Source organism: Ruegeria sp. BI11 (assembly GCF_056538005.1).
Map to the genome: position 1 here is coordinate 61,903 of NZ_JBQFSM010000011.1, position 26,304 is coordinate 88,206.

The 26,304-nt window shown below is 59.4% G+C and carries 31 protein-coding genes; 12 read left to right on the plus strand and 19 right to left on the minus strand.

Annotated features, from left to right (window positions below; genetic code table 11):
• Positions 1-110: 110 nt before the first annotated feature.
• The 6 genes from infB to pip form a co-directional block, all read right to left on the minus strand.
• Positions 111-2,585 carry a translation initiation factor IF-2 gene (infB, locus tag ACR0DT_RS19645; RefSeq protein ID WP_480712379.1) on the minus strand — a complete coding sequence of 825 codons (2,475 nt, stop codon included), beginning with the start codon at positions 2,583-2,585 and terminating at the stop codon, positions 111-113.
• A gap of 8 nt (positions 2,586-2,593) precedes the next feature.
• The gene (locus ACR0DT_RS19650) at positions 2,594-3,217 is read right to left on the minus strand and encodes an RNA-binding protein (RefSeq protein WP_480712380.1); all 624 of its coding nucleotides are present in this window, start codon (positions 3,215-3,217) and stop codon (positions 2,594-2,596) included.
• A 23-nt stretch (positions 3,218-3,240) separates the two neighbouring features.
• Complete coding sequence (gene nusA / locus ACR0DT_RS19655) at positions 3,241-4,854, minus strand: transcription termination factor NusA (protein WP_480712381.1); 1,614 nt, start codon at positions 4,852-4,854, stop codon at positions 3,241-3,243.
• Positions 4,854-5,444 carry a ribosome maturation factor RimP gene (rimP, locus tag ACR0DT_RS19660; protein ID WP_480712382.1) on the minus strand — a complete coding sequence of 197 codons (591 nt, stop codon included), beginning with the start codon at positions 5,442-5,444 and terminating at the stop codon, positions 4,854-4,856. The genes nusA and rimP overlap by 1 nt, the downstream gene beginning before the upstream one ends.
• Before the next feature lie 158 nt (positions 5,445-5,602).
• Positions 5,603-6,424: an ABC transporter substrate-binding protein gene (locus tag ACR0DT_RS19665; RefSeq protein ID WP_480712383.1), complete on the minus strand. Its 822-nt coding sequence runs from the start codon at positions 6,422-6,424 to the stop codon at positions 5,603-5,605.
• Positions 6,421-7,398, minus strand: coding sequence for a prolyl aminopeptidase (gene pip, locus ACR0DT_RS19670; RefSeq protein WP_480712384.1), 978 nt, complete (start codon positions 7,396-7,398; stop codon positions 6,421-6,423). Before pip ends, ACR0DT_RS19665 begins: the two co-directional genes overlap by 4 nt.
• 48 nt (positions 7,399-7,446) lie before the next feature.
• Between pip and ubiG the strand changes: the two genes are divergently transcribed.
• Positions 7,447-8,193: a bifunctional 2-polyprenyl-6-hydroxyphenol methylase/3-demethylubiquinol 3-O-methyltransferase UbiG gene (gene ubiG / locus ACR0DT_RS19675; RefSeq protein WP_480712385.1), complete on the plus strand. Its 747-nt coding sequence runs from the start codon at positions 7,447-7,449 to the stop codon at positions 8,191-8,193.
• Between the two features lie 128 nt (positions 8,194-8,321).
• On the plus strand, positions 8,322-8,492 hold the full coding sequence (locus ACR0DT_RS19680; RefSeq protein ID WP_480712386.1) for a YciI family protein: 171 nt from the start codon (positions 8,322-8,324) through the stop codon (positions 8,490-8,492).
• A gap of 1 nt (position 8,493) precedes the next feature.
• Here ACR0DT_RS19680 and ACR0DT_RS19685 read toward each other — a convergent pair whose 3' ends face one another.
• Genes ACR0DT_RS19685 through ACR0DT_RS19700 form a run of 4 tightly spaced genes read right to left on the minus strand, consistent with a single transcriptional unit; the run spans position 8,494 to position 10,802 of the window.
• Positions 8,494-8,934, minus strand: a complete 441-nt coding sequence (locus tag ACR0DT_RS19685) for a MarR family winged helix-turn-helix transcriptional regulator (protein WP_480712387.1) — start codon at positions 8,932-8,934, stop codon at positions 8,494-8,496.
• 14 nt (positions 8,935-8,948) lie between these two features.
• Positions 8,949-9,779 carry a carbon-nitrogen hydrolase family protein gene (locus tag ACR0DT_RS19690; protein WP_480712388.1) on the minus strand — a complete coding sequence of 277 codons (831 nt, stop codon included), beginning with the start codon at positions 9,777-9,779 and terminating at the stop codon, positions 8,949-8,951.
• Entirely contained in the window at positions 9,779-10,036 is a 258-nt protein-coding gene (gene grxC / locus ACR0DT_RS19695; protein WP_480712389.1) for a glutaredoxin 3, read from the minus strand. The genes ACR0DT_RS19690 and grxC overlap by 1 nt, the downstream gene beginning before the upstream one ends.
• A gap of 37 nt (positions 10,037-10,073) precedes the next feature.
• On the minus strand, positions 10,074-10,802 hold the full coding sequence (locus ACR0DT_RS19700) for a double zinc ribbon domain-containing protein (RefSeq protein WP_480712390.1): 729 nt from the start codon (positions 10,800-10,802) through the stop codon (positions 10,074-10,076).
• Positions 10,803-10,818: 16 nt separating this feature from the next.
• On the opposite strand from ACR0DT_RS19700, the gene ACR0DT_RS19705 reads away from it, so the two are divergent.
• Both ACR0DT_RS19705 and hemH read left to right on the plus strand, forming a co-directional pair.
• Positions 10,819-11,649, plus strand: a complete 831-nt coding sequence (locus tag ACR0DT_RS19705) for a methyltransferase domain-containing protein (protein WP_480712391.1) — start codon at positions 10,819-10,821, stop codon at positions 11,647-11,649.
• A gap of 57 nt (positions 11,650-11,706) precedes the next feature.
• Positions 11,707-12,756 (plus strand): ferrochelatase, encoded by a 1,050-nt coding sequence (hemH, locus tag ACR0DT_RS19710; RefSeq protein ID WP_480712392.1) that lies wholly within the window; start codon positions 11,707-11,709, stop codon positions 12,754-12,756.
• A gap of 76 nt (positions 12,757-12,832) precedes the next feature.
• On the opposite strand, the gene ACR0DT_RS19715 is transcribed toward hemH, so the two are convergent.
• Positions 12,833-13,015, minus strand: a complete 183-nt coding sequence (locus ACR0DT_RS19715) for a hypothetical protein (RefSeq protein WP_010442520.1) — start codon at positions 13,013-13,015, stop codon at positions 12,833-12,835.
• 139 nt (positions 13,016-13,154) lie between these two features.
• Positions 13,155-13,754 (minus strand): L,D-transpeptidase, encoded by a 600-nt coding sequence (locus ACR0DT_RS19720; RefSeq protein WP_480712393.1) that lies wholly within the window; start codon positions 13,752-13,754, stop codon positions 13,155-13,157.
• A gap of 169 nt (positions 13,755-13,923) precedes the next feature.
• On the opposite strand from ACR0DT_RS19720, the gene dalA reads away from it, so the two are divergent.
• Entirely contained in the window at positions 13,924-14,439 is a 516-nt protein-coding gene (gene dalA, locus ACR0DT_RS19725; RefSeq protein ID WP_480712394.1) for a divisome-associated lipoprotein DalA, read from the plus strand.
• A 66-nt stretch (positions 14,440-14,505) separates the two neighbouring features.
• Here dalA and ACR0DT_RS19730 read toward each other — a convergent pair whose 3' ends face one another.
• The 7 genes from ACR0DT_RS19730 to ACR0DT_RS19760 all read right to left on the minus strand — a co-directional run bounded on the left by ACR0DT_RS19730 (position 14,506) and on the right by ACR0DT_RS19760 (position 19,294).
• Entirely contained in the window at positions 14,506-14,970 is a 465-nt protein-coding gene (locus tag ACR0DT_RS19730) for a PTS sugar transporter subunit IIA (RefSeq protein WP_480712395.1), read from the minus strand.
• A gap of 62 nt (positions 14,971-15,032) precedes the next feature.
• The gene (gene hpf, locus ACR0DT_RS19735; RefSeq protein WP_366553769.1) at positions 15,033-15,596 is read right to left on the minus strand and encodes a ribosome hibernation-promoting factor, HPF/YfiA family; all 564 of its coding nucleotides are present in this window, start codon (positions 15,594-15,596) and stop codon (positions 15,033-15,035) included.
• A 256-nt stretch (positions 15,597-15,852) separates the two neighbouring features.
• Positions 15,853-16,611 carry an LPS export ABC transporter ATP-binding protein gene (gene lptB, locus ACR0DT_RS19740; RefSeq protein ID WP_480712396.1) on the minus strand — a complete coding sequence of 253 codons (759 nt, stop codon included), beginning with the start codon at positions 16,609-16,611 and terminating at the stop codon, positions 15,853-15,855.
• Positions 16,611-17,102 carry an LptA/OstA family protein gene (locus ACR0DT_RS19745; RefSeq protein ID WP_480712397.1) on the minus strand — a complete coding sequence of 164 codons (492 nt, stop codon included), beginning with the start codon at positions 17,100-17,102 and terminating at the stop codon, positions 16,611-16,613. Before ACR0DT_RS19745 ends, lptB begins: the two co-directional genes overlap by 1 nt.
• Before the next feature lie 3 nt (positions 17,103-17,105).
• Positions 17,106-17,687 carry an LPS export ABC transporter periplasmic protein LptC gene (lptC, locus tag ACR0DT_RS19750; protein WP_480712398.1) on the minus strand — a complete coding sequence of 194 codons (582 nt, stop codon included), beginning with the start codon at positions 17,685-17,687 and terminating at the stop codon, positions 17,106-17,108.
• A 33-nt stretch (positions 17,688-17,720) separates the two neighbouring features.
• Positions 17,721-18,683, minus strand: a complete 963-nt coding sequence (locus tag ACR0DT_RS19755; RefSeq protein WP_480712399.1) for a KpsF/GutQ family sugar-phosphate isomerase — start codon at positions 18,681-18,683, stop codon at positions 17,721-17,723.
• Positions 18,680-19,294 (minus strand): ribonuclease D, encoded by a 615-nt coding sequence (locus ACR0DT_RS19760; protein ID WP_480712400.1) that lies wholly within the window; start codon positions 19,292-19,294, stop codon positions 18,680-18,682. Before ACR0DT_RS19760 ends, ACR0DT_RS19755 begins: the two co-directional genes overlap by 4 nt.
• A 198-nt stretch (positions 19,295-19,492) precedes the next feature.
• Here ACR0DT_RS19760 and ACR0DT_RS19765 point away from each other — a divergent pair, with 198 nt between their 5' ends.
• The 7 genes from ACR0DT_RS19765 (at position 19,493) to ACR0DT_RS19795 (ending at position 26,293) form a co-directional block, all read left to right on the plus strand.
• A complete protein-coding gene (locus tag ACR0DT_RS19765; protein WP_480712401.1) occupies positions 19,493-20,725 on the plus strand; it encodes an MFS transporter in 1,233 nt (410 codons plus the stop codon).
• Entirely contained in the window at positions 20,722-21,189 is a 468-nt protein-coding gene (locus ACR0DT_RS19770; protein WP_480712402.1) for an Lrp/AsnC family transcriptional regulator, read from the plus strand. The genes ACR0DT_RS19765 and ACR0DT_RS19770 overlap by 4 nt, the downstream gene beginning before the upstream one ends.
• A gap of 73 nt (positions 21,190-21,262) precedes the next feature.
• Positions 21,263-21,958 (plus strand): lytic transglycosylase domain-containing protein, encoded by a 696-nt coding sequence (locus ACR0DT_RS19775; RefSeq protein ID WP_480712403.1) that lies wholly within the window; start codon positions 21,263-21,265, stop codon positions 21,956-21,958.
• A gap of 69 nt (positions 21,959-22,027) precedes the next feature.
• Positions 22,028-24,055: a flagellar biosynthesis protein FlhA gene (gene flhA / locus ACR0DT_RS19780; protein WP_480712472.1), complete on the plus strand. Its 2,028-nt coding sequence runs from the start codon at positions 22,028-22,030 to the stop codon at positions 24,053-24,055.
• Positions 24,052-24,825 (plus strand): flagellar biosynthetic protein FliR, encoded by a 774-nt coding sequence (locus ACR0DT_RS19785; protein WP_480712404.1) that lies wholly within the window; start codon positions 24,052-24,054, stop codon positions 24,823-24,825. Before flhA ends, ACR0DT_RS19785 begins: the two co-directional genes overlap by 4 nt.
• Positions 24,822-25,910 carry a flagellar type III secretion system protein FlhB gene (gene flhB, locus ACR0DT_RS19790; RefSeq protein ID WP_480712405.1) on the plus strand — a complete coding sequence of 363 codons (1,089 nt, stop codon included), beginning with the start codon at positions 24,822-24,824 and terminating at the stop codon, positions 25,908-25,910. Before ACR0DT_RS19785 ends, flhB begins: the two co-directional genes overlap by 4 nt.
• Positions 25,907-26,293 carry a hypothetical protein gene (locus tag ACR0DT_RS19795; protein ID WP_480712406.1) on the plus strand — a complete coding sequence of 129 codons (387 nt, stop codon included), beginning with the start codon at positions 25,907-25,909 and terminating at the stop codon, positions 26,291-26,293. The genes flhB and ACR0DT_RS19795 overlap by 4 nt, the downstream gene beginning before the upstream one ends.
• The last annotated feature ends 11 nt before the right edge of the window (positions 26,294-26,304 follow it).

Genomic DNA, 26,304 nt, shown 5'->3' on the forward strand with positions numbered 1-26,304 from the left:
TGCACGCTGAGCGATTTCAGAACCCCCCCACACACGATTGAAAACTCGCGACTTTCCAAAAAAAAGCGGCCCGAAGGGGCCGCTGTTTTCTATTCCTCTGCGGAACCGGATCAGTCCAGCGTGCGGGTGACCTCTTCGCGCTCGAAGATTTCGATCACGTCGCCGGCGCGGATATCGTCGTAGTTTTCGAACGCCATACCGCATTCCTGACCCGACTGAACCTCGGACACTTCGTCCTTGAAGCGTTTCAGCGTCTTCAGCGTGCCTTCGTGGATCACCACGTTGTCGCGCAGCAGGCGGACACCCGCAGAACGACGCGCCACACCTTCGGTAACCAGACAGCCTGCTACCTTGCCAACGCCGGTGACTTTGAAGACTTCGCGGATCTCGGCGTAACCGATGAACTTTTCGCGGATCTCGGCGCTCAGCAGGCCCGAAGCGGCGGCTTTCACGTCGTCAACCAGATCGTAGATCACCGAGTAATAACGGATTTCCACGCCCTTCTGGTTCGCCGTATTCCGGGCCGACGCATTGGCACGCACGTTGAACCCGAAGATCGGAGCACCTGACGCTTCGGCCAGGCCGACATCCGTTTCGGTAATCGCACCCACGCCCGAGTGCAGCACGCGCACGCGCACTTCGTCGTTGCCGATCTTTTCCATCGCCTGAACGATAGCCTCGGCCGAACCCTGCACGTCCGCTTTCATCAGAATCGGCAGCTCGGTGACATTTTCGTCTTCCTTGGCCTTCTGCATTAGCTGCTCAAGGGTGGTCGCGGCACCGGCGGCGGCGCGTTTGTCCTTGGCGGCTTGCTCGCGGTATTCAGCGATCTCGCGGGCTTGTGCTTCGGTCTCGGTCACGTTCAGAACGTCACCAGCCTCGGGCGTACCGTTGAGACCCAGAACTTCGACCGGAACCGATGGGCCAGCTTCCTTGACGCGTTCACCCTTGTCGTTGATCAGCGCCCGGACCTTACCGTACTGCTCACCCACAACGAAGATGTCGCCCTGATGCAACGTGCCGTTCTGAACCAGAACGGTGGCAACGGGGCCGCGACCCACATCCAGCTGCGCCTCGATCACAGCACCTTGGGCGGCGCGATCGGGGTTGGCTTTCAGTTCCAGAATCTCGGCCTGCAGTGCGATGGCTTCCAGCAGCTCGTCCAGACCCTGACCGGTGATGGCGGACACTTCGACGTCCTGAACTTCACCCGACATTTTCTCAACGATCACTTCGTGCTGCAGCAGATCGGTGCGGACCTTGTCCGGGTTAGCATCCGGCTTGTCGACCTTGTTGATCGCCACAATCATCGGCACTCCGGCCGCCTTGGCGTGGTTGATCGCCTCAATGGTCTGCGGCATCACCGCGTCGTCGGCGGCAACAACCAGAACCACGATATCCGTGACCTGAGCACCGCGCGAGCGCATCGAGGTAAAGGCCGCGTGGCCCGGCGTGTCCAGGAAGGTCAGCGTGGTGCCGCCATCGGTTTTCACCTGATAGGCACCAATGTGCTGGGTAATACCACCCGCCTCACCGGCCACAACACGCGCATCGCGAATCGCATCCAGCAACGAGGTCTTACCATGGTCGACGTGACCCATGATGGTGATGACCGGCGGGCGCGGCTGCAGATCTTCTTCGCTGTCTTCGACCTCTTTGATGACGTCTTCAACATCCGAATCAGATACGCGGGTAACCTTGTGGCCAAATTCTTCGATGATCAGCTCGGCGGTGTCAGCGTCGATAGTCTGGTTCTGCGTGACCATCATGCCCATCTGCATCAGCGATTTGACAACATCAGCCACACGTTCGGCCATACGGTTGGCCAGTTCCGAGACCATGATCGCCTCGGGCAGCTGAACGTCGCGGATTACCTTTTCCCGCTCGACCGGGCCGCCCATGGCTTTTTGACGCGCACGCTCTTGTTTGCGCTTCATCGACGCCATCGAGCGTTGACGGCTACCTTCGCCACCGGTGGCCTGACCCAGTGTCAGCTTGCCGGAACGACGGTTGTCATCACGACCCTTGCCACGGCCACGCTGTTCGCGTTCGCGATCCTGCTTGCGCGGCGTTGCAGCCGGCGCAGGCTTGCTGGCCGGGGCGCGGGCCGCTTTGGGTTCTTCGGCAGCCGGAGCTGCAGCAGCGCGTTTGGCGGCTTCTTCTGCCTCTTTGCGCTTGCGCTCTTCCTCTTCGGCCTTGGCTTTTGCGCGTTCTTCCGCCTCACGCTGTTCGCGTTCCTTGGCCTCTTGTTCGGCACGGCGACGGGCGCGCTCTTCCTCGCGCGCTTTTTCAGCAGCTTCGCGGGCGGCGGCCTCTTCGGCCTCGCGGGCCTTGGCGGCCTGCAATGCCTTCATCCGGCGCGCCATTTCGGCGTCAGAGATACCTGCAGGGCGACGCGACGGATCACCCGACGGCGTTGCTCCGCCACCCGGCTTGCCGGCGCCCGGCTTGGGAACCACCACGCGCTTGCGTTTGGTTTCCACCACGACATTCTTGGTGCGTCCGTGGCTGAAACTCTGTTTCACATTTCCGGGGCGTGCCCCGCCACGAAGACCCAATGTCTTTTTGCCGTCATTCTCGCTCATAAAGCTTTTTACCCTTCCGCGCGGCCCCTGCCGCCGTCATCCGTTTCGCGCAAGCCACGCAGGCGCTGCGCTTCCTCTACAACACGTTTGGCGAGTCCGCCAGAGGCCAGCGCCGCATGAATCACGGTTTGGCGCCCAAATGCCTGTCCTAACTCGTCCGCGGTCAGCCAACCGATGTATTTTCCGAAGTGCGGCGTGCTGAGTTTCGACTTGCCGCGCCCCGATCCATCAGCGGCCTGAATCAGCACTTGTGCCTCTTCCCGGTCCAGCCACGTTTTGACCTTTTCGTACCCGGCGACTGCGTCACCGGACTTACGCGCCAGGCTCAGCAGTTCGATCACCCGGCGCGAAACCTGTTTTTCGACCTCATCGGTCAGGTCCTGCGGCACGCTTACCTGCGCCTTGAAGCCGCGGGCGAACAGTTTCTTGCCCGCGGCCTTGTCCAGCGCGGCGCGATCCGCCGCCACATAAACCCCGCGCCCCGGCAATTTCGCCGCGACATCCGGATAGACCTGCCTGTCCGGCCCCATCACAAAGCGTATCAACCCATATTTAGGTTGAACCTCGCCCGTGGCGATACACTTGCGTTCGGGTCCTTCGGACCGATCTTTATGGACGCCACCGCGACCCATACGCGCACCCCGAGGCCCTGAGATCAGGCCTCGGCCTCCTCGTCTACTGCTTCGCCATCTTCTTCGGCTTGTTCCAGCTCGGCCGGATCGACCCAGCCCAGCATGATGCGTGCTGTCATGACCAGATCCTGTGCCTCTTCCAGCGTAACGCCGAAAGGCTCCAGCACACCGTCGTCCTTGATACGCTCACCATCGACTGTGGTCCAGCCGCCGGCCAGTTCCCAGTCTGCGCAGGTGGCGAAGTCTTCCAGGTTCTTCACGTCGTCCTTGGCCAGCGCTTCTACCATCTGGGGTGTCAGGCCTTCGAATTCAATAAGGCTGTCCTCAGCGCCCAGTGCGCGCGCCGCATCCAGTGCAGCTTTCGCCTGCGCTTCCAGGAATTCGCGGGCACGAGTCTGCAGTTCCTGCGCGGTGCCTTCGTCGACTCCGTCGATAACCAGCAGTTCTTCCAGTTCGACATAGGCCACCTCTTCGAGGTTGGTGAAGCCTTCCGAAACCAACAACTGAGCGAAGAATTCGTCCAGATCTAGGCTGTCCATGAACAGCTGGGTGCGGGCTTCGAATTCTTTCTGACGACGCGCCGATTCTTCAGCCTCGGTCATGATGTCGATGTCCAGACCGGTCAGTTGGCTGGCCAGACGCACGTTCTGACCACGGCGGCCGATGGCCAGCGACAGTTGTTCTTCCGGAACCACAACTTCGATCTTGCCGGCTTCTTCGTCCAAAACCACCTTGGAAACCTCAGCAGGCTGCAGAGCGTTCACCAGGAAGGTCGGCTGATCTTCGTTCCACGGGATGATGTCGATTTTCTCGCCCTGTAGTTCGTTCACAACAGCCTGCACGCGGCTGCCACGCATACCAACGCAGGCACCGACCGGATCAATCGAACCGTCATAGGAAATCACGGCAATCTTGGCGCGCGAACCAGGGTCACGGGCCACGGCCTTGACCTCGATGATGCCGTCATAGATCTCAGGCACTTCCATCTTGAACAGCTCGGCCATGAATTCCGGCGCGGTGCGCGACAGGAAGATTTGGTGGCCACGGACTTCGCGGCGAACTTCCTTGATATAGGCACGCACACGGTCATTCGGGCGATAGCTTTCGCGGCCGATCTTGTCGTTGCGGCGCAGAACGGCCTCGGCACCACCCAGATCGACGATGACATTGCCGAATTCCTCGCGCTTGACCGCACCGTTGATGATGGTGCCTGCGCGATCCTTGAATTCTTCGTACTGACGGTCGCGTTCAGCTTCGCGCACCTTCTGCAGGATCACTTGCTTGGCAGATTGAGCGGCAATACGACCCATTTCAACCGGGGGCACTTCTTCGACGAAGACGTCGCCAACTTCGGGCGATTCCATGTACTGGCGCGCCTGTTCGACAGTCATCTCAGCCTGATAGTTCTCAAGCTCCTCATCCTCGACCACGGTGCGGACGCGGGTGAAGGTCGCCTTGCCGGTCTTACGGTCGATGCTGACGCGGATGTCCATCTCGGCGCCGTAGCGGCTCTTGGCGGCACGGGCGAGCGATTCTTCCATCGCTTCGACAACCAGACCGGGGTCGATCATCTTTTCGCGGGCCACGGCCTCGGCGGTCTGCAGCAGCTCCAGCTGGTTGGCTGAGGTGATTGCCATCAGTTCGTCTCCTCTTCGGACCCTTCGGTCTCAATCTCGTCGAAAGCGTTTTCGTTCAGGGCGCCGGCGTCTTTGCGCTGGCGCAGCATTTCCTTGATCAGATCATCCGTCAGGACCAGCTTGGCGTCGCTCAGCCAGTCGAATTGCAGACCGATGGTGATCGTCTCAGCCCCCTCGGGGATGTTGATCAGAACCTCATCCCCTTCGATCCCGGCCAGCTCTCCCTTGAAGCGGCGGCGGCCGTCGATCAGCTCGGCGGTTTCGATCTTGGCCTCATACCCTTCGAACATCTCAAAATCCTTGAGACGGGTCAGAGGGCGGTCGATACCGGGACTAGATACTTCTAGCGTGTAGGCGTCAAGAATCGGGTCCTCTACGTCCAGCGTGGCGCTGACCGCGTTCGAGATTTCGGCGCAATCATCCACTTCGATGCCGCCATCGGGCTTGTCAGCCATAATCTGCAGCGTGGTCTGCTTGCCGCTCATCAGGCGGATACGGACCAGCTCATACCCCAGATCCTCGATTACGGGGGAGATGATCTCGGCCAGTCGCCGATCAATCGCCGCTTTGGCTATCAGGTCGTTTGTCATCTGGTGCTCTACCCTTCGAACGGGCACAAAAAAACGGGCGCGCGGCCCGTCGAATTTTCCGGTGGAGCCCCGGACCGAAGCCCGACACGCCGCTGTTGCAACTGCATATACGCAGGGTTTCCCGAATCTGCAACCCCCGGAGCGAGTCGCGGTCGGATTTACACCATCCACCACCGTTCGGCGATGCGGCCATCGTCCAGCGCACGGCCTGCTCCAATCTGGCGCGGCATGCCGACATGCGGGGCCACGGCCAGCGCCATATCCGATTCGCTTGGGTAATACCGCAGCCCGCGCTGGCCTTTCAGTTCGCCACCCGCAGGCAAGGCTGCCACATCCACAAACCCGTCGCGTAGGGCCTCAGCCCGGACGCGGGCGTCAGGGATGACGATGATTTCGAAGGTCTCTGCCCACCCGGCCTTACTGTCCTTATAGTGCCCGCCCACCCTGCGGCCCAGAAAATTCCGATCATCTTCGGCCCGCTCCACGCGATAGCACCCCGTGCCATTGGCCGCGTGCAAAGGCGTCACGCCTTGGCCATTTCGGGTGATGACAAAGCGGCTGTCGGCCAGCAGGAAAGGCAGGCCCGGGTTCGCTTCGGCCAGTTCAAGTCGTACGTGGTTGGGCGACACGGCTTCGGCCTGTCCGACATCACTAAGAACCGCTATTACATCCGCAAAATCCAGCGCCATGCCGTCGTGAAAGGTGACACCCTCGCGCAGATCAAACCGCCAGACCTGTGCATTCGCGTCGGTGTGCCACCCAGACGCCAGTTCACCGCGTAACGTGCCATCGGGGGCAATCTCGGTCAGTGTGTCAAACACCGCCCCGCGGGCCGCCTGTTCCAAACTATCGTCACGCGGCACAGCCAACCGCAACGCACCGCCAGCCTTGGGCGTATCCGCCAGCGACGCCCCCGTGGCGGCCAGCAACGCGGCAGCAGCACCCGAAGCAAACAGAGCACGGCGGTCAATCCGGGTCATGCAACCCCCTCGGCCACGCGGTCCATGATCCGAACCAGCTCGGCGCTGATACCAGGCTCGGACAGGGCGTGGCCTGCATTGCGAACCATCTTCAGCTCGGCATTGGGCCAGCGTTCAGCCAGATTCCACGCAGCCTGCGGCGGGCAGATCATGTCATAGCGGCCCTGCACGATATGGCCGGGGATATGGGCGATCTTGTCCACCTGATCCAGAATCTGGCCGTCTTTCTCAAGGAAAGCGCCATTGATGAAATAATGATTCTCAAGCCGCGCAAAGGCGCGGGCATATTCGCCGGGACTTTCACCCGCTCCGCCTTGCGCATGGATCGACGCCAGCGCGTTTTCCCACGCTGACCAGGCCCGCCCATACAGAATTTCCGTGGCGCGATCGCCCGAGAACAGGCGTTTGTTATAAGCGCCGATCGTGTCGGTCAGTTCGGCCTCGGTCAGCAGAGCGGTGAATTTCGCCCATTGCTCGGGCCAGAACTTGCCCGCACCACCGCCGTAGAACCAATCAAGCTCGGCCTGCGTGGCCAGAAACACACCGCGCAGCACCAGCCGGTTCACCCGGTCCGGGTGCGCCTGCGCATAGATCAATGCCAAGGTCGCGCCCCAACTACCCCCGAACACAGTCCAATCGTCGATATCCAGCAGGGTGCGCAGCCGCTCAATATCGGCCACCAGATGCCAGGTGGTGTTGTCGGTCACCGACGCATGAGGCCGCGACCGGCCACAGCCGCGCTGATCGAACAGAATCACCCGGTACACGCTCGGATCGAAATAACGCCGCATCGCCGGGCTGCAGCCGCCACCCGGTCCACCATGCAGCACCACAACCGGCATTCCCTTGGGATTGCCGCATTGTTCCATATAAATGCGATGCCCTTCGCCCATATCCACCATGCGCTGATCGAACGGGTCGATCGGCGGGTACAGATATTGCACTGCGCGCTTTTGGTCCGGGTACTTGTCCATTATGCCCCTATATAGTCCTTAAACGTAAAAGAGCATACGGAGACAGGAATGCAAGCGCATCCGAACACTGTGGACCCGTCCGAGATCGCAAAATTCGAAGCGATGGCCGCAGAATGGTGGGATCCTCACGGAAAATTCAAACCGCTGCACATGATGAATCCGTGCCGTCTGGATTATATCACACAGCAAATCGCGGGCGAATTTGACCGGGATTTGAAGACTCCGAACCCGTTTGAAGGCCTGCGCTTGCTGGATATCGGCTGCGGTGGCGGGCTGCTGAGCGAACCCATGGCGCGTCTAGGGGCCGAGGTCGTGGGCGCCGACGCCGCCGAGGGCAACCTGCCCGTCGCGCGCATTCACGCGGAACAATCCGGGTTAGAGATCGACTATCGCCACACCACCGCTGAGGCATTGGCCGAAGCGGGAGAGCAGTTCGATGTGGTTCTGAATATGGAAGTGGTCGAGCATGTGGCCGATCCGCTGTCCTACCTGACTGCCACGCGGCAATTGCTGAAACCCGGCGGGCTAGAGATTTGTTCCACCATCAACCGTAACCCGAAATCCTATGCGATGGCGATATTCGGGGCCGAGGTAGTCATGCGCTGGCTGCCACGCGGCACCCATGAGTGGAACAAGTTCATCACGCCTGATGAGCTGTTCGACCTTCTGCGCCAGGCTGGGCTGGAGCCGGTGGACCGCAAGGGGTTTGTGTTCAACCCGATTCTCTGGAGCTGGTCGATCTCGGACCGGGATCTGAGCGTCAATTACGTCACGGCAAGCATTCGGCCAGAATAAGGGTTTTCCATGTCAAAAATCCCCGAAGGCGGCAGCCTGTTCGTCGTCGACATCGAATACATCGCACCAATGGATCAGGTGGCAGCCGTGATCGATCCGCATATGGATTTTGTCCGCGCCGGTTTCTGATGTCCGGGCCAAAGGTACCACGTACTGGCGGCCTGATCGTTATGACGGCCGACAATCGTGAAGATGCTGAAAGCTATCTGGAACAAGACCCGTTCGCGCAGGAAAAGGTTGCAAAATTTCGCGTGACCGAATTCCGGGCCTCAAACCTGCATCCAACCCTGAAGGCCTGACTCACTCGTCCTCGAGTCGAATCCTCAAATCGCGCAGCACGGGCAGTGTGCTGCGCACACGCTCCAGCCCCAGCTCTCCGACCACGCGGTTGATCAGCGGTGCGATGGAAGAGATTGCCTGATCCCGTGCGCGGCGACCGGCAGGGCTGATCGCCACCATCTTGCGGCGGGCGTCGTCCCAATCCGGACGGATGTGGATATACCCCGCCCATTCCAGCTTGGCCAAAGTGTTGGTCATCGCACCGCGTGTGACGTGAAACGTATTGGCCAGTTGCGCCGGGGTGCGTTCGTCGCCGACAAAGACCAAATGGTTCAGCACCGAGAAATGCGAGATTTCCATGCCCTTGGGCAGCACCCGGCTAAGTCGGTTGCGCAATAGCTGATCGGCGGTCAGGATCTCGCTGAAAAGCGTGACCGCAAGGGCATTATGTTCGTCAGTCATGGTCCGGTTCTGGGTCAGGGCCCGTCGAAAGGCCGCACGTGAGTCAACGAGGGCACCCGACGGCGCGCCTCTGACACAGAACTATCATCCAAATCGAAAAAGTGAATGCCCGGATCGGTCCCTGCATCGAGAATAACTTCTCCCCACGGGGCCACGACCATGCTGTGACCATAGGTGTGGCGCGTTCTGCCCCGGGTTTTCGGGTGCTCTCCGGTCTGTGCGGGGGCCAGAACCCAACAGCCGTTTTCAATCGCCCGCGCGCGCAGCAGCGATTCCCAATGGGCGGCGCCGGTCACAGGCGAAAACGCTGAGGGAATGGTGAGTATCCGTGCCCCTGCCTGCGCCAAAGCCGCATAGAGATGCGGGAAGCGGACATCGTAGCAGATGCTCAGGCCAACCGTCCCGAAATCGGTTTGAGCCAACACCGCCCTCTCGCCGGGGCGGTAGTTTTTGGATTCACGGAAGGTCTCGCTTTCCGACACCTGCACGTCGAACATGTGAATCTTGTCATACCGCGCCACGATCTGCCCCTGAGGGTCGATCATGAAAGACCGGTTGGCAAAACGCCCATCGGCATCATGGGTTTTAATTGCCAATGAGCCGATCAGCAGCCAGACGCCCAGCGCTGCGGCCTGATCCCGCAAACCGGCCAGCGACTGGTCATCTTCTTCGTGCTGCAGTATTTCGCGCTGCCGCGTCGTACTGGTGGCCACACAATTCGTCACCTCAGGCGTGAGGATGAACCGCGCGCCCTGCCCGGCGGCCTTGACCATCAGGGCGCGCACAGTCCCCAGATTCCCGACCGGATCATCCGACGAGCAAAGCTGCAACAGCGCGGATTTCATCAGGCCGCCAGCAGGCGGTCCAACTTGCCCTGACGCTCAAGCTCATACAGGTCATCGCAGCCGCCCACATGCTGCGTGCCGATGAAAATTTGCGGCACGGTGCGTTTGCCACCGGCACGTTTGATCATCTCGGGCTTGCGCTTGGGGTGCGTCAGCACGTTGATCTCTTTGAACTCGACGCCTTTTTGGTTCAGCAGGCGTTTGGCCGCGTGGCAAAAGCCGCACAGCGGCGAGGTGTACATTTCAACCGGTTTCATATTCCGTCCCTTCGGGTTTCGCACAATCTTGAGCGAATTAGGCATCCTTGGCAACGCGTGCCAGTGCCAACACGAAAATATGATTTGCCCCCGCAGCAAGGCAGACACAAGCACAGGCAGCCAGCGTCGCCCCCGAGGTCATGACGTCATCCACCAACAAGACATCCCGCCCTCGCAGATGGTGCAATCGCTTGGGATGCGCGGCAATTGCATCCGAAAGGGTTTCGTTCCGCTCGGTCGCCGTTTTGCCATCCAACACCGGTGTCCGTATCCGCCGCACCAACAGGTCCGGGCAGACATCCAACCCGGTCTGCCGCCCCAATTGCTGCGCCAGCAAGGCAGACTGGTTGTAGCGCCGCTTGAGCAGCCGTGACCAATGCAAGGGCACTGGCGCGATCAGCATGTTTTCGCGAAACAGATCCTGCCCCGCCTGTGCCATCCACCGGGCCGCCGGCTTTGCCAGTTCCGGTCTGTCGCCGTGTTTCAAGGCCAGAATCAGCGCGCGCGCCTTGCCATCGTAAAGCAGCGCTGCCCGCCCATCCTGCCAGGCGCGGGGCGTTTTCATGCAATCATCGCATTCAATCCGGTGGCTGTCCGCCTCACCCGGCAAAGGCACACCGCAGCTTTCACACACCACGCCGCCAATAAAGGGTGTGTCACGCCAGCACGCGCCGCAAAGACCAAAATCCGACTCAGTCAGTTCACCACATCCCAAACAGCGTGGCGGGTAAATCAACTCGACAGCGGTTTGAATCCGCTGCCACATGCGATACTTCCGCCCTATGAAACTGCCTGAGTCCAATGCACCCTCTCTGTTCGACCGTCTGGCCCTGACCCGGCATCGCGCCCGTGCGCGGGACGAGGCGCTGTTTCTGCATCACGCCACCGTGGATGAGGTGCAGGATCGGCTGTCCATGGTTAACAAAACCTTTACGTCCCCGGCGATTGTGACGCCCTATGCGCATATCTGGCAGGATGTACTGCCTAGCGCACAGATCGTATCGGATGACGAGTTTCTGACCCTAACACCCGGCGCGCATGATCTGGTGATTCACGCCATGGCATTGCATTGGGCCAATGATCCGGTAGGGCAACTGATCCAGTGCCATCGCGCCCTGCGGCCGGATGGGTTGCTGTTGGTGGTGTGCCTGGGCGGTGAAACCCTGCACGAACTGCGCGCCGCGCTTGGGCAGGCCGAGATCGAGGTCTCCGGCGGCCTCAGCCCCCGCATCGCACCCATGGCCGAATTGCGCGATTTGGGCGGATTGCTACAACGCGCAGGTCTTGCGCTGCCGGTCGCCGACACCGCCCGCCTGACGGCGGAATATCGCGACCTGACCCATTTGATGCACGACTTGCGAGCGATGGGTGAGACCAACAGCCTGTCCGGGCGCATGAAACGTCCTACAAACCGGCAGGTCTTTGCGCGGGCGCAGCAGATATACGCCGACCATTTCCTGACCCCTGCAGGTCGGCTTTCGGCCACTTATGAGCTGATTTGTCTGACCGGTTGGTCGCCCGACGACAGTCAGCAGAAACCGCTGCGCCCGGGATCAGCTCAGGCAAGCCTAGCCGAAGCGCTGGGGACAAAAGAAGGCAAACTGTCCAATTGACGACCGGAGATTTCCGGTTATCTCAACCCGGTACAAAGAAATCTCAGGAAGCTCGAAATGTTTGACGCCACTCGCCCCGATCATGCCCCCACGGACCATCCCAAGGTCAAAATGGGCCGCGTCGGCATCCTGCTGGCCAATCTGGGGACGCCGGACGACTACAGCTATTGGCCAATGCGTCGCTATCTGAATGAGTTTCTGTCGGACCAGCGCGTGATCGACTATCCCAAGTGGAAATGGCAACCGATCCTGCAGGGGATCATCTTGACCAAACGCCCGTTCAGCTCGGGCGAGGCGTACAAATCGATCTGGAACCATGACAAAGGCGAAAGCCCGCTGATGACGATCACCAAGGATCAGACCGCCAAGTTGCGCGATGCGATGCAGGCGCGTTACGGCGACCGGGTTCTGGTCGAATTCTGCATGCGCTACGGCAACCCGTCGACCAAATCGAAAGTGCGCGAGATGGTGGCCGCAGGCTGCGATCGCATCCTGTTCTTTCCGCTCTATCCGCAATATGCTGGCGCGACGACGGCCACGGCCAATGATCAGTTTTTCCGCGCACTGATGGAAGAAGCATGGCAACCGGCCTCTCGCACCGTCCCCGCCTATTTCGATGAACCCGCCTATATCGACACGTTGGCCGGATCGGTGGAACAGGCCTATGCGGCGATGGAGACCAAGCCGGATATTCTGGTCTGCTCTTATCACGGCATGCCGGAGCGGTATTTACTGCAGGGCGATCCCTATCACTGCCAATGCGCGAAAACGACTCGGTTGCTGAAAGAACGGCTGGGTTGGTCAGACGATCAACTTGTCTCAACCTTCCAGTCGCGATTCGGTCCCGAGGAATGGCTGAAGCCCTATACGGTCGACCACGTGGCCGAGCTGGCGCGGCAGGGCAAGAAAAACATCGCGGTCATCGCACCGGCATTTTCCGCCGATTGCATCGAAACGCTGGAAGAAATCAACGAAGAGATCAAGGAAAGCTTCGAAGAGGCGGGCGGTGAGAACTTTACCTACATCCCCTGCCTCAACGACGATGATTCGCATATCGCGGCATTGGGCAAAGTAGTCGAAGACAATCTGAAGGGATGGCTGGACTAAGCAGTTCCCATAAATCGGGCATGAAAAAAGGCGGTGGAGAGATCCACCGCCTTTTCTCTAGATTACGCTCGTCAAATTAGCTTGCTGCAACAGCTGCGGCAACTACGACCAGCAGGATCAGCGGCAGGATGATGCCCTGCGACGAACCTTGAGTTTCCTCAACAACAACCGGTGCTTCAACAACCGGCTCTTCCAGGTTACCGGCATAAGCGGTCGAAGCAGCAGCAGTCAGTGCAGCGGCGAGAACGAGTTTCTTCATATTAACCTCCAGAATTTGCACGGTTCCGAATAATGAAACCGCACACCCAAGACTTACCTCGTGTTTTTTTCTAACCAGCTATCCGACTGGAATGCAATTGCAACTTGCGCCGCAAGCGGGTTCGTGCGCGAAAATGTCGTCAAATTAGCAACACTTGCGTGCCAACGTTCGCCATTGAAAACAATTCTGCGATGTCCTCGTTGAACAGACCGATGCAACCATTCGACGAACGGCGGCCGATTTTGCGCGTATCATGCGTTCCATGGATGCGGTAATATTTCCAGCTGAGATACAAAGCGTGCGTTCCCAATGGGTTATCGGGACCCGGCGGAATATAATCCGGCCACTCGGGGTTGCGCTTTTTCATCGACGGCGTTGGCGACCAGCTTGGCCCTTCAACCTTGCGGATCACACTTGTGCGACCACGGCGGGTCAGTTCCTCGGTCAGGGGTACAGATGATGGGTAAAGTTTGTACACCCGCTGATCGTCGGACCAGTAATGCAACGCGCGCGAGACGGTATCGACCAGAATGGCCCCGTTTTTCGTGTTTGAGAAATAGGGCTGCCAGTCCAATGCACGGAAGCCCGAGATATTACGGCGCACTTCGGGTTCCGGTTCCGGCGCGGGGCGCAGCGGGTCACCAGGAATGTATTGCGCAATCGCGGGTGAGGCCAGCAGAGCTGAAGCTCCGGCCAGGAATCCGCGGCGGGAGGATACATGAATGTGTTTCTTGACCATGACGGGCGGTCCTTTGCTAAGGCCAATCTAAAATTCTGACGTATATTATTGCCAGAATGCTTCAGTCGCAAATCAAACCGGCAGAATCACGCAGAACAGGGCCATTGTGCGTTTGCCCAAGAGGGTCTGTCGCGCTATGCCGTAAGCTGACACAACCATCAGGTCGATCATGACGCGTATTATTTCATTACTGTTTGCATGCTTTATTGCGCTGGCCGCATGTACGCCCAGCAGCACCCCGACATACGGATCGGATGGTCGGCCGCTGCCGACAGTCTATAAAATTAGGGGCAATCCCGAAAAGCTGCAGTTCCGCATGCTTGATTCGGTCAACGCGCTGCGTCAGGCGCAAGGGCTGCAGGCTGTGCAGTTAAATTCGCAACTCAACGCTGCGGCGGCCACGCATTCCAAGGACATGGCACGGCAAAACCGCCCATGGCACTTTGGATCGGACGGATCATCGCCGATCGACCGGGCGCAGCGCGTGGGCTATTTCGGCACGTTCCTGGGAGAAGCCATCTCTGAAACCTATGAGACCGAGACAGAAACGCTGGCCGCCTGGATGCAGGAACCCGGTCCACGCTCGGTGATTCTGGACCCCAAGGCCACGCAGATGGGCTTTGCATGGCATCAGGAAGGCGGCGGTAAGATCTGGTGGACGCTGGAAATGGGCGCTGGCGGGTAATCGCAGACACATCCAAAAACAAAAAGCCCCCGGAAAACCGGGGGCTTTTTTTATATCCTCAAACGCTTAAGCCGCTTGCATCGACTGCGCTTCGGTTAGAATGGCATAGAGCTTGACCGGATCCGGATTGGCTCGAAGCTTTGCGCAGACCGAAGTGTCACGAAGGGTGCGCGACACCAGCGCCAGCGCTTTCAGGTGATCCACCCCGGCCTCCTCGGGCGCAAAAAGAGCAAAAGCGATATCGACCGGCTGACGGTCCACCGATCCAAAATCAATCGGCTTTTCCAGCATCACGAATACGCCTGATACGCTTTCCAGCTCGGCCATTCGGGCATGCGGCAGTGCTACGCCATGGCCGACGCCGGTCGGTCCCAGGCTTTCCCGTTCCAGCAGCCCGTCGACAACGATCTGGGAATCCAAACCCAATGCCGCCTCGGCCACATCCGCAATCTCCTGAAACAACCGCTTCTTGCTGGAAGCGGCGGACAGTACGCGGACTGCTTCGGGCTTTAATATGCTCGAAAGCTCCATGATCACGCTCCACGGCAATGCCCCCGCGATCTGCAGGGGCCTGCCTTTACTATTCTTGCCTGTTACGGATCGATCCAGCCAATGTTACCGTCCTCTCGACGGTACACGACGTTCAATCCGTCCTTGTTTTCATTCCGGAACACCAGCACCGGAGCACCAGCCAGTTCCATCTGCATAACGGCTTCACCCACACTCAGCGATGGGATCTTGGTTTCCATCTCAGCCACGATCATCGGCTGCAGAGAATCGGGTTCGGCTGCCGAGTCAGATTCGTCAGAGGCGAGGATATAAGACGACGCTCCAAAGAGTTCAACAGGCTCAGAACGATCCTTGTGATGGTCTTTCAACCGCCGCTTATACCGGCGAAGTTGTGTTTCCATCTTGTCGCAGCAGCCTTCGAACGCTGCATAAATTTCGGTTGCATGAGCCTTGGCCTGCGCCGTCAGACCCGTGGAAAGATGCACGGTGGTTTCGCATACATATTCATGCGCTGAACGGGAAAAGACGACGTTGGCATCTGTCGGACGTTGGGCATACTTGCCCACAACCTCGCCCAGTTCGGTCTGCACGTGAGTTTGCAGCGCCGCGCCGATGTCGATCTGTTTTCCGCTGATTTGGTAACGCATGTGATCTCCTTCACAATTCACACCCATTCTTACTTACGTCACGTTACGCGACGCACGTGTTTTTATCGGGTGGGGGATAGAGACAAATCCTGCGGTAGCCGTACCGTTTGCCCTTCTAGGAAGGGGCATCGTGATCCAGACGGAAACCGAAGAAATGCCATGCCCCAATTGAGGCAAGAGACGGCGGAAGAGTCAATCAAAACAGACGTGTATATACGTGATTTCCGCCATGCAGTCGGCGCATTTCTGCGCAAGCTCATGATATCCGGAAATTTTCACCCAAATAGACGCGGCGGACGTTTTCGTTTTCGACCACTTCGTCCGGGGTGCCGGACATCAAAACCTGACCGTCATGCAGGATATAAGCGCGATCCACAATTTCCAGTGTTTCCCGCACGTTATGATCAGTGATCAGAACGCCAATGCCGCGCTTTTTCAGGTCTGCAACCAGATGGCGGATATCGCCCACACTGATCGGGTCGACACCTGCAAAAGGCTCATCCAGCAGCAGATATTTCGGATCGGCGGCAAGACAGCGCGCAATCTCGACCCGGCGACGTTCACCACCCGACAAGGCCAGCGCGGGTGCCCGGCGCAGATGTTCGATCGAGAAATCCGACAGCAACTCTTCCAGCCGCTCTTTGCGGCGATGAGCATGGCGGACGGTGATGTCCAGAACCGAAGCGATGTTGTCCTCGACGCTCATACCGCGAAAGATCGACATCTCCTGCGGCAAATAGCCAATACCCAGACGCGCACGGCGGTACATCGGTAGGGTCGTCACGGTCTGACCGTCGATCGTGACCGTGCCTGCCTCGGGAAAGACCAGCCCGGCAACCGAGTAGAACGTGGTAGTTTTACCCGACCCGTTTGGCCCAAGCAAAGCCACAACCTCGGACCGGTCGAGCGTCATGGACACATCCCGGATCACGGTCTTCTTGCGATAGGATTTCCGCAGCTTTTCGATTCTGAGACCGGATTCCCCCTCGGCCACGGTCAATTCGGGCCGCGCCATCAGTTATTGCCCTGCTGCAGAATGGTTTTGACATTGCCGGTCATCGTGGCCGTGCCGGTGGTCAGATTGGCGTTCATCTGATTGCCGCTGATAGTACTAGGGCCTTGCGTCAGCAGCACATTGCCCTTCATAACGATCACGCCTGAATCAATGGTGTATTCGGCCCAATCGCCCTCGGCCGCGTCGGGAGGGCTGACCAGAACCACATCCTCGGTCGCCTCCATCCGCTCGATACCGGAACGGTCCTCGTTGTAAATCACCAGCACCCGTTCAGCAGTCAGGCGCATTTCGCCCTGTATGACGATTACATTGCCCAGAAACTCAGCCGAGCCGTCCTCTTGATTGACGTTTAAGGTTTCCGAAGTCACCTCGACCGGCAAGGAAGGGTCAGCCTTGACCGCGCCAAACGCAACCTGCGTCTCCTGCGCTGTCGCAGAAAAAGCACCAAGTGTAAGTACAAGGCAAAGTGGAACAAATCGAAAATCAAACACAGGTTATCTTTCTGCTTTTTCAGGCTCGTATATCAGCTTCACGCCGTCTGTAAAAATAATATGGACCGGCCCGTCCTTTTTTTCCGTTCCAAAGGTCATTCCGCCCGCCCAAATGTTGCCGAGAATCCCTGTGCCGTGGACATTACCCGGTGCGTCACCACGAATTTCATCCAGCGCAGTGTTCAGCAGATCGGTTGTGATTTCGGTGCCATCGGTCGAGGTGATGACCACATCGCCGACAAAAGTTGCAGTGTTCTTGTCAGGGCGGATCATGCCAGAATTGGAATCCAGCGTGATGACACCGCCGCCTGACAGACCCAGACGGCCCCGGAACTCGGCCGCCGTTGGGGTAGATGCTTCGGTCCCCTGCGTGGCCCGTATCGCCTGAATCTGAACTTCTTCACCCTTACGCGTAGTGCCCCGGTAATTCGGTTGCGTCACCACCTGATCGGCCAACCGTTCATCGATATCCTGTTGGGAAAAGGGCACGGACACATTGGTTTCAATGCTGCGCGACAGCAAAAACACGGTGGACAGCATCAGGATGGCCACCAATGGCAGCACCACCTTGAAAAACTGAACCATACGTGAGTGTCCGTCCAATTCTCAGCCCTCCGCCTAGCCCAGCCCGACGCGCAGGCAGTCGTGGATGTGCAGCAGCCCCTCAGCCTGCCCTTCTGCTTCGGGGTCGACCACGAACAGAGAGGTGATCTTGCGGTCATTCATGATCGCAACCGCCTCTTCCGCCATGGCATTAGGAGCGATGGTCAGGGGATTGCGGGTCATCACCTCTTCGGTGGTCTTGTTCAACAGCCCGTCCATGTTCCGGCGCAAGTCGCCATCTGTTACGATGCCCATCAGGCGGCCCGCCTCGTCGATCACGCCGACGACACCAAAGCTTTTCTGGCTCATAACCAGCAATGCCTCGCTCATCGGAGTGCCTGCGGGCACCACGGGCAGATCGGCATGCATCAGGTCGCGCACCCTAGACAACTGCGCCCCCAGCTTGCCGCCGGGGTGGAAGGCGCGAAAATCTTCGGGCTTGAAGTCACGGTATTTCATCAGCGCAATCGCCAGCGCGTCGCCCATCGCTAGCGTCAGAGTGGTCGAGATCGAAGGCACCATGCCGAACCCACAGGCCTCACCCAACGACGGGATCAGCAAATGCACGTCGGCCTGTTTCATCAGCGTGCTTTCCGGCTTGCTGGACAGGCCGATCAGCGGGATGCCAAAGCGGCGGGTAAAGGCCAGCAGGTTTGCCAATTCCGGCGCTTCCCCTGAATTCGAGATCGCCAGAACCACATCGCCTTTCGACACCATGCCCAGATCCCCATGGCTGGCCTCAGCCGGGTGCACGAAATAGGCAGGCGTGCCGGTGCTGGCCAGCGTGGCGGCAATCTTGTGACCAATATGGCCCGACTTGCCGATACCGCTGATGATGATGCGGCCCGGCGCCTGCAGGATCATCTGCACGGCCTCGGCAAAGTCTGCGTTCAGACTATCGGCCAGCACGTCCAGCGCACGGGCCTCGTCGGTGACAACCTGTTTGGCGGTCTTCAGGAAGGACTCGTTATCGGTCATGAGTGTGCAAAAATATCCGTTTCGGGCCAGCCTGCGAGATCGAGTTTCGCACGCATCGGCAGGAAGTCAAAACAAGCCTGCGCCATCTCGGTACGGCCTTCACGGGCCAGTCGACCGTCCAACGCCTCGCGCAATTGGTGCAGGTACAGAACGTCCGAGGCCGCGTAGTCCAGCTGCGCGTCGGTCAAGGTTTCGGCACCCCAATCGCTCATCTGTTGCTGCTTCGAGATATCGACGCCGATCAGTTCCTGGCACAGGTTTTTCAGCCCATGCCGATCCGTATAGGTGCGCACCAGACGGCTGGCGATCTTGGTGCAATAAACCGGCGCGGCCAGTGCACCAAAGGTGTGATACATCGCGGCGATGTCAAACCGGCCGAAATGGAACAGCTTGAGCACGTCAGGGTCTTCCAGCATGGCGCACAGGTTCGGGGCCTCGGTCTGGCCCTTTTCCACCTGCACGATATGGCTGTTGCCGTCACCGCCCGACATCTGGATCACGCACAGGCGGTCGCGATGCGGGTTCAACCCCATGGTTTCGCAGTCAATGGCCACAACAGGGCCCATGTCCAACCCGTCCGGCAGGTCATTTTTGTAGAGGTGGTTCGCCACGGGGTCTTCCTTTATACGATATCGCCCCCGAGATAGGAGGTTTGGCGCGCAAACTCAACGCCATCCATAGAATGCGTTAAAGATGCGCGGATTTCTTGACCCAGACCAATTTGACAGGAAAATGGAACCGGACGCATCGCGCCGGGTACCACATGAGTACCGGGGCGGCTCCAATTGGTCAAAAGGTCCCAACCGCCGATGCTGAGTGTCCTGCAAAACCGCGTATATCGCCATTTGCTGGGTGCTCAGGTGGTAGCGTTGACCGGCACTGGTCTGGCAACCGTTGCGCTGGGATTGTTTGCCTACGACCTGGCCGGAGACGCAGCCGGCCTGGTGCTGGGCACCGCGCTGACGATTAAAATGGTGGCCTATGTGGTCATCGCCCCTATCGCCGCAGCTTTTGCCGCGCGACTTGACCGCCGCTGGATGTTGGTGGTGCTGGATTTGGTACGCGCAGTGGTCGCCATCTGCCTGCCCTTCGTGACCGAGATCTGGCAAATCTATGTGCTGATATTCGCGCTGCAATCGGCGTCGGCAGGGTTTACCCCGACGTTTCAGGCCACCATTCCAGACGTGCTGACAGACGAGCAGGATTATACCAAGGCTCTTTCCCTGTCGCGGCTGGCCTATGATCTGGAAAGCCTGCTGAGCCCGATGCTGGCCGCCGCACTGTTGCTGGTCGTCAGTTTTGACAGCTTGTTCTGGGGCACTGGACTGGGCTTTGCCGCCTCGGCCCTGCTGGTGGTATCGGTCGTTTTGCCTACTCCCAAACCGACTGAACGGAGGGGGATATATGATCGAACCACACGCGGAATTCGCATCTACCTCGGTACACCCCGTCTACGTGGATTGCTGGCCCTGACATGGACGGCGGCAGCGCTGAGTGCGATGGTCATCGTCAACACGGTTGTCATAGTGCGTGCCGACCTTGGTCAATCAGAAAGCGCGGTTGCCATCGCGCTGGCCGGGTTTGGCGGCGGTTCGATGCTGGCCGCGTTTGCCCTGCCCCGCTTGCTGAACATCTACAAGGATCGCACCATCATGCTGTCCGGAGCCGCCTTCGGCACCCTCGCCATGGCTCTTGCCGCCGGCTTGTTCGCGCTTGCGCCCGTCTCGCTGACTGGCCTCGCTATCCTTTGGGCCTGTATCGGGTTCGGATATTCCGCAACGCTGACACCGTCTGGTCGGTTGCTGACCCGCACCGCTCGCCCCGAGGATCGGCCAGCGGTATTTGCTGCGCAGTTTACCCTGTCACATGCCTGCTGGCTGGTGCTCTATCCGTTGGCCGGTTGGCTCATGACCACAACCAGCACAGCAGCAACACTAGGCTGGATGACGCTGGCTGCCATTCCCGGACCAATAGCCGCGCTTATGATCTGGCCGCGCCCGGACCGGAAAGCCGTTTCAAAAGAACGCGCTGACATGTCTTGAGCCCCCCTGCCTCTCTGCATTACATCTTGGCTATCATGGATCAGCTAGACCGTCGCATCATCGCTGCCCTGCAGCACAACGCCCGCGAGTCGACCTCGAAAATCGCGGCTAAACTGGGCGTTGCCCGGACCACGGTGCATGAACGTATCCGCAGGATGGAAGAGACGGGCGTGATCTCCGGGTACTCGGTGGTTTTGAACTCATCGGAAGACGCACCGCGCGTGCAGGTGGTTGTGCTGCTGGAAGTGCAGCAAAAAGAAACCAGGCGCATCATCAAACGCCTTGAAGCCTATCCCGAGGTCAAACTCTGCCTTTCGATCAATGGTGAATTTGACCTGTTACTGTCAGCCGAAGCACCAAGGATCGAGGATCTGGATATTTTGGTCGACGATCTAGCCAAGATCCCCGGTGTTCTGCGCACCAATACCAGCGTTGTCTTCGGCCGCCGGATTGATCGAATCTGAGTGGCTGATAACCCTCTGTAAACCGTAGCAGGACTAGCTTGACCGGGACTGATCAGAATCCCGGAACGGCAGAATGCCCCATCGTTTGATCTTTGCCCTGAGTTTGCTTGTGCTGTGTACGGCGCAACAGGGCTATGCCATGCCCGATGCCCGCGTGGCGGCAATTTGCGACGCAGCCGCGCGACGCGCTGCCCATTCCGAAGGCGTTCCTCTGGAGGTATTGCGTGCGATTGCGCGAGTGGAAACCGGGCGTATTCAGGACGGGCGGCTGGAGCCCTGGCCCTGGACCATCAATGTCGAAGGCCAGGGGTACTGGTTCACCTCGGAGTTTGAGGCAAAATCTTACGTCTTCGACATTTTCAAGGCTGGCAAGCGCAGCTTTGACATCGGCTGTTTCCAGATCAATTACCGCTGGCATGGCAAGGCGTTCCGGTCAATCGACGCCATGTTCGACCCGGATGAAAACGCCACTTATGCCGCCCGGTTCCTCAATGAATTAAATGCCGAGCTTGGATCATGGCCCGCAGCCGTAGGGGCCTATCATTCTCGCACGCCATCGCTGGCCAATGCCTATTCAAGCCGGTTTCAGATCGTGCTGGCGCAATTGGACCAAACACTGCCCGACACCCCCGCACGGGTGGCACGCGATCCCTTCACCACCGCCGCAACCCCTCTGATCCCGGTCGACCTGCCGCAACCAGGCGGCGGCGCACTGGGGTCACTGGTTCCGCCCTCGGGCACTGCCACCGCCTTTATCTCGTTCAACTAGGAGGCACGCGTGCCCAAGATCGACGCCCGTTCCCTGTTTTCTCCGACCGTGCTGCTGGCGCTGGCGCTGATGACGGTCATCGTGATGATGATCCTGCCGATGCCCGCCTGGGTGCTGGATGTCGGGCTGGCCGCCTCGTTCGCACTGGCAATCCTGATCTTTACACTGACGTTGTTTATCGAACGGCCACTAGATTTTTCGTCTTTCCCGACGATCCTGCTGGCCTCACTGATGTTGCGGCTGTCGCTGAACGTGTCCTCGACCAAGCTGATCATCGGCCAGGGTCATACCGGACCAAACGCCGCCGGGGACGTGATCGAAGGCTTTGCCGATTTCGTCATGGGCGGTAGCATCTTTCTGGGTTTGGTGGTGTTCGGGGTACTGCTGATCGTGAACTTCATGGTCATCACCAAGGGTGCCGCCCGCATGGCCGAGGTCGGCGCACGGTTCGCCTTGGACGGCATGCCCGGCAAACAGCTGGCCATCGACAGCGACATGTCGGCCGGAGCCATCGACCACCAACAGGCCAAGGAGCGTCGTGAGCGCGAGCAGCAAGAGACGACGTTCTTCGGCTCGCTCGATGGCGCGTCGAAATTTGTCAAAGGCGATGCGGTTGCTGGGCTGCTGATCACCTTGCTGAACCTTGTTATGGGGCTGATCATGGGCGTGATCGTGCACGGCATGCCGATCTCATCCGCGTTCGAAACCTATGCCATCCTGACTGTCGGCGACGGGCTGGTGTCGCAAATTCCAGCGGTGATCATCTCGATCGCGTCGGCCCTGTTGCTGGCACGCGGCGGCACCCAAGGGGCAACCGACAACGCGATTTTCTCGCAACTGGGCCGGCACCCAGCCGCGCTTGGAACGGTGGCCATGCTGATGGTGCTGTTCGCGCTAGTGCCCGGCCTGCCCTTTTTACCGTTCATTCTGGGGGCGGGTGTGCTGGGCTATGCGGCCTTCAACGTCCATCGCAAACAAAAGGCCGAAGAAGATGAGGCGCTGACTCCAGCGCCTCAGGACGACACGCCGGTTTCACAGGCCATCGGCGACATTCTGGATTTGGACGACGTGCATCTGGAATTCGCGCCCGATCTGGTCAGCATGGTCCTGAACCCGGGCACTGGGCTGGACGCGCGCATCGCCAATATGCGCACCTACGTCGCCTCTACCTTTGGTCTGATCCTGCCTGATATCCGCCTGACCGACCGCGCCGATCTGCCCATGGGTACCTATGTGGTCAAAGTTCAGGGAGTGGAACAGGCGCGCGGTGAGTTGAACCCCGATCTGGTGCTGGCGCTGGTGCAGGACGACCGCGACATGCTGCCCGAGGGCACCGACGTGACCGAACCCGTCTATGGTGCCCCGGCCCGCTGGATCTTGCCCAAGGATCAGGAGGCCGCCGCGATGAGCGGGGCAACCATCGTCTCTCCGCCCGAGATTTTGGCCACGCATCTGCTGGAAATCATCAAACAGAACTTCTCGCGCCTGCTGACGCTGAAATCCTTGCGCCGCCTGCTGTCAGAGATGACGCGGCTCAGCGATCCGGTGCGGGCCGAGGCCAACCGCAAGCTGCTGGACGAGTTGATCCCCGACAAGGTCCCGATCGACACCCTGCACGCGGTGCTACGGCTGTTGCTAGACGAACGGGTCTCGATCCGCAACATGGCATTGATCCTGGAAAGTGTGGCCGAGGCGCGCCTGACCACCACCCAGCCCGAGGGCATTTGCGAACTGGTTCGGCAGCGATTGGGTTTCCAGCTGGTGGCCGAGATGAAACGCGAAGACGGCTCGATCCCACTGATCCAGCTGGCCCCGGAATGGGAGGATACTTTCGCGACCTACCAGATCGACGCGCCTGCATCGGGTCTGGATGTAGCGCTGCCGCCAAACTTGTTTAACAAGCTGGCCGATGGCGTAGTCGACAGTGTCGCGCAATCCGCCGATCACGGGCTGTTTCCGGCGGTGGTCACTTCGACCCGCCGCCGCCGGTTGTTGCGCACGATCATGCACGCGCGCGGGATAGCCAACCCGGTGCTGTCCTTTGAGGAAATCGGGCTCGAAGCGCGGCCCTCGCTGGTTGGAACGGTGCCCGCGTGATCGCGCTGCCGCCCGAGCTTTTGCCTCAACTGGGCGATGGTCTGTGGCATCTCTTTACCGTCTTCCTGCGTGTCTCGGCCATGGTGTCGCTGCTGCCCGCCTTTGGCGAGCGGAGCATCCCAACCCGGGTTAAGTTTGGCATCGCGGCGGCCTTTACCTTGATTGTTACGCCAGCGATTGCGGCGCCTGTTGCCCCACCCAGCCTGTCGCCAATGGCAGGATTGGTTCTGACCGAAGTGCTGATCGGGATGGCCTTAGGTATGTCACTGCGACTGTTCGTGCTGGCTCTGCAAACAGCAGGGTCGATCGCAGCCCAGGCAACATCACTGTCTCAGATTCTGGGGCCGGCGGCGGTGGATCCTGTTCCCGCGATGGGGTATCTGCTGACGCTGGCCGGGCTGACACTGGCGGTGCTGCTAGGCCTACACATCCGCGTCGCTCAGTTTCTTATCCACAGCTACACGCTATTTCCAATGGGCACACCGCCCTTAGCCCCGGATCTGTCGCAATGGGGGGTACAGCAAATCGCACGCAACTTTGGGTTAGCTTTTGCGCTGGCCATGCCCTTCGTCATTGCTTCGCTGATCTATAACCTTGCGCTTGGCGTCATCAACCGTGCGATGCCGCAGTTGATGGTGGCGTTTGTCGGTGCCCCCGCCATCACATTCGCAGGTCTGTTCTTGTTGTTTGCGGGCACACCTCTGATCTTGTCGGTCTGGTCCGACGCCCTGTTTGCCTTCATGCTGAACCCGCTTGAGGACCCAAGATGAGTGGGTCGGACGACGACAGCGACAAGTCCTACGAGCCGACACCGCAGAAACTTCTGAAAGCGCGCGAAAAGGGTGAAGTTGCTAAGTCCAATGACCTGTCCGTGGTCGCCGCCTACGCCGGGTTTCTCATCGCGCTGTTTGTGGCCGGACAATTTAGCGTTCACCATATGGGCAGCCTGTTTGTCGTGCTGATCGACCAAGCCGATAAGATCGCGCCCTTGCTCACCGACGGGCCGGCCGTCAACCCGGTTGGTGGGATGGTGAAAGCGGCGCTGATGTCGGTCACGATCCTGTTCGCTCTACCAGCCGCTGCGGTTCTCCTCAGCCTGATCGCCCAGCGCGCGCTGATCTTCGCGCCCAGCAAATTGAAACCCAAATTATCTCGCATCTCGATCATCTCGAACGCAAAAAACAAATTCGGGCGTGGCGGCTTGTTCGAATTCGCCAAGTGCTTTGTGAAACTGGTGATCTACGGCACCTGCCTGGCGTTGTTCCTGCGATCCAACCTAAGCGAGATCCTGTCTGCCAGTGCTGCACCGGAACGGTCATCGGTCATGCTAATGATGAATTTTCTTTTCCGCTTCCTGTTCATCGTCATCGCCGTGGCGCTTGCCATCGGGGTGGTGGACTATCTGTGGCAATATGCCGAACACATGCGCAAGAACCGGATGTCCCGCAAGGAAATACAGGACGAAACCAAGGACGCTGAGGGCGACCCCCATGTCAAACAACAACGCCGCCAACGAGCGCAGGACATCGCCACAAACCAGATGATGTCGGACGTGCCCTCGGCTGATGTGGTGATCGTCAACCCGACCCACTTCGCGGTGGCATTGAAATGGGCCAGAACGGCGGACTCGGCTCCGGTCTGCGTGGCCAAAGGCGTGGACGAAGTGGCTGCAGCAATCCGTGCGCGCGCCGTCGAAGCCGCTGTTCCGATCCATTCTGACCCACCTACCGCCCGTGCCCTGCATGCCGCGGTCGAGATCGGGCAGGAAATCGCGGAAGCGCACTATCGCCCCGTGGCTGCCGCGATCCGGTTCGCCGAAGCGATGCGGAAAAAGGCCAAAGGGCAGATCAGATGAAACAAGTCGGATTGTTAGACCTGAAGAACGTCACCGAAGCCGTGTTCCAAAAAGAATACAACGCCCTGCGCCCCCTGCTCGAGGCCGAGGCTCGCGTGCAACAGCAACTGGCGCGGCTAGACGCGCAGGTCCGGCAGTCGCGTCAGGACAGTGGCTCGACCGAGGGGTACCGCGTCACCGGTACCGATGTGTTGTGGAACGGTTGGGAGTCGGCCACGCGCCGCCAGCTGAATATGGAACTTGCGCGGCTTCGGGCGCAAAAGCTATCGGCGATGGATGCGTTGCGCACAGCCTTTGGTCGCAAGCAGGCCGTCACCAACCTGTCAGCGGCTCAGAAAGAGGCGCGCAAACACGCCCAGCGCAAGAAATCGTCACCCCTCTAGGCGGTATGCAA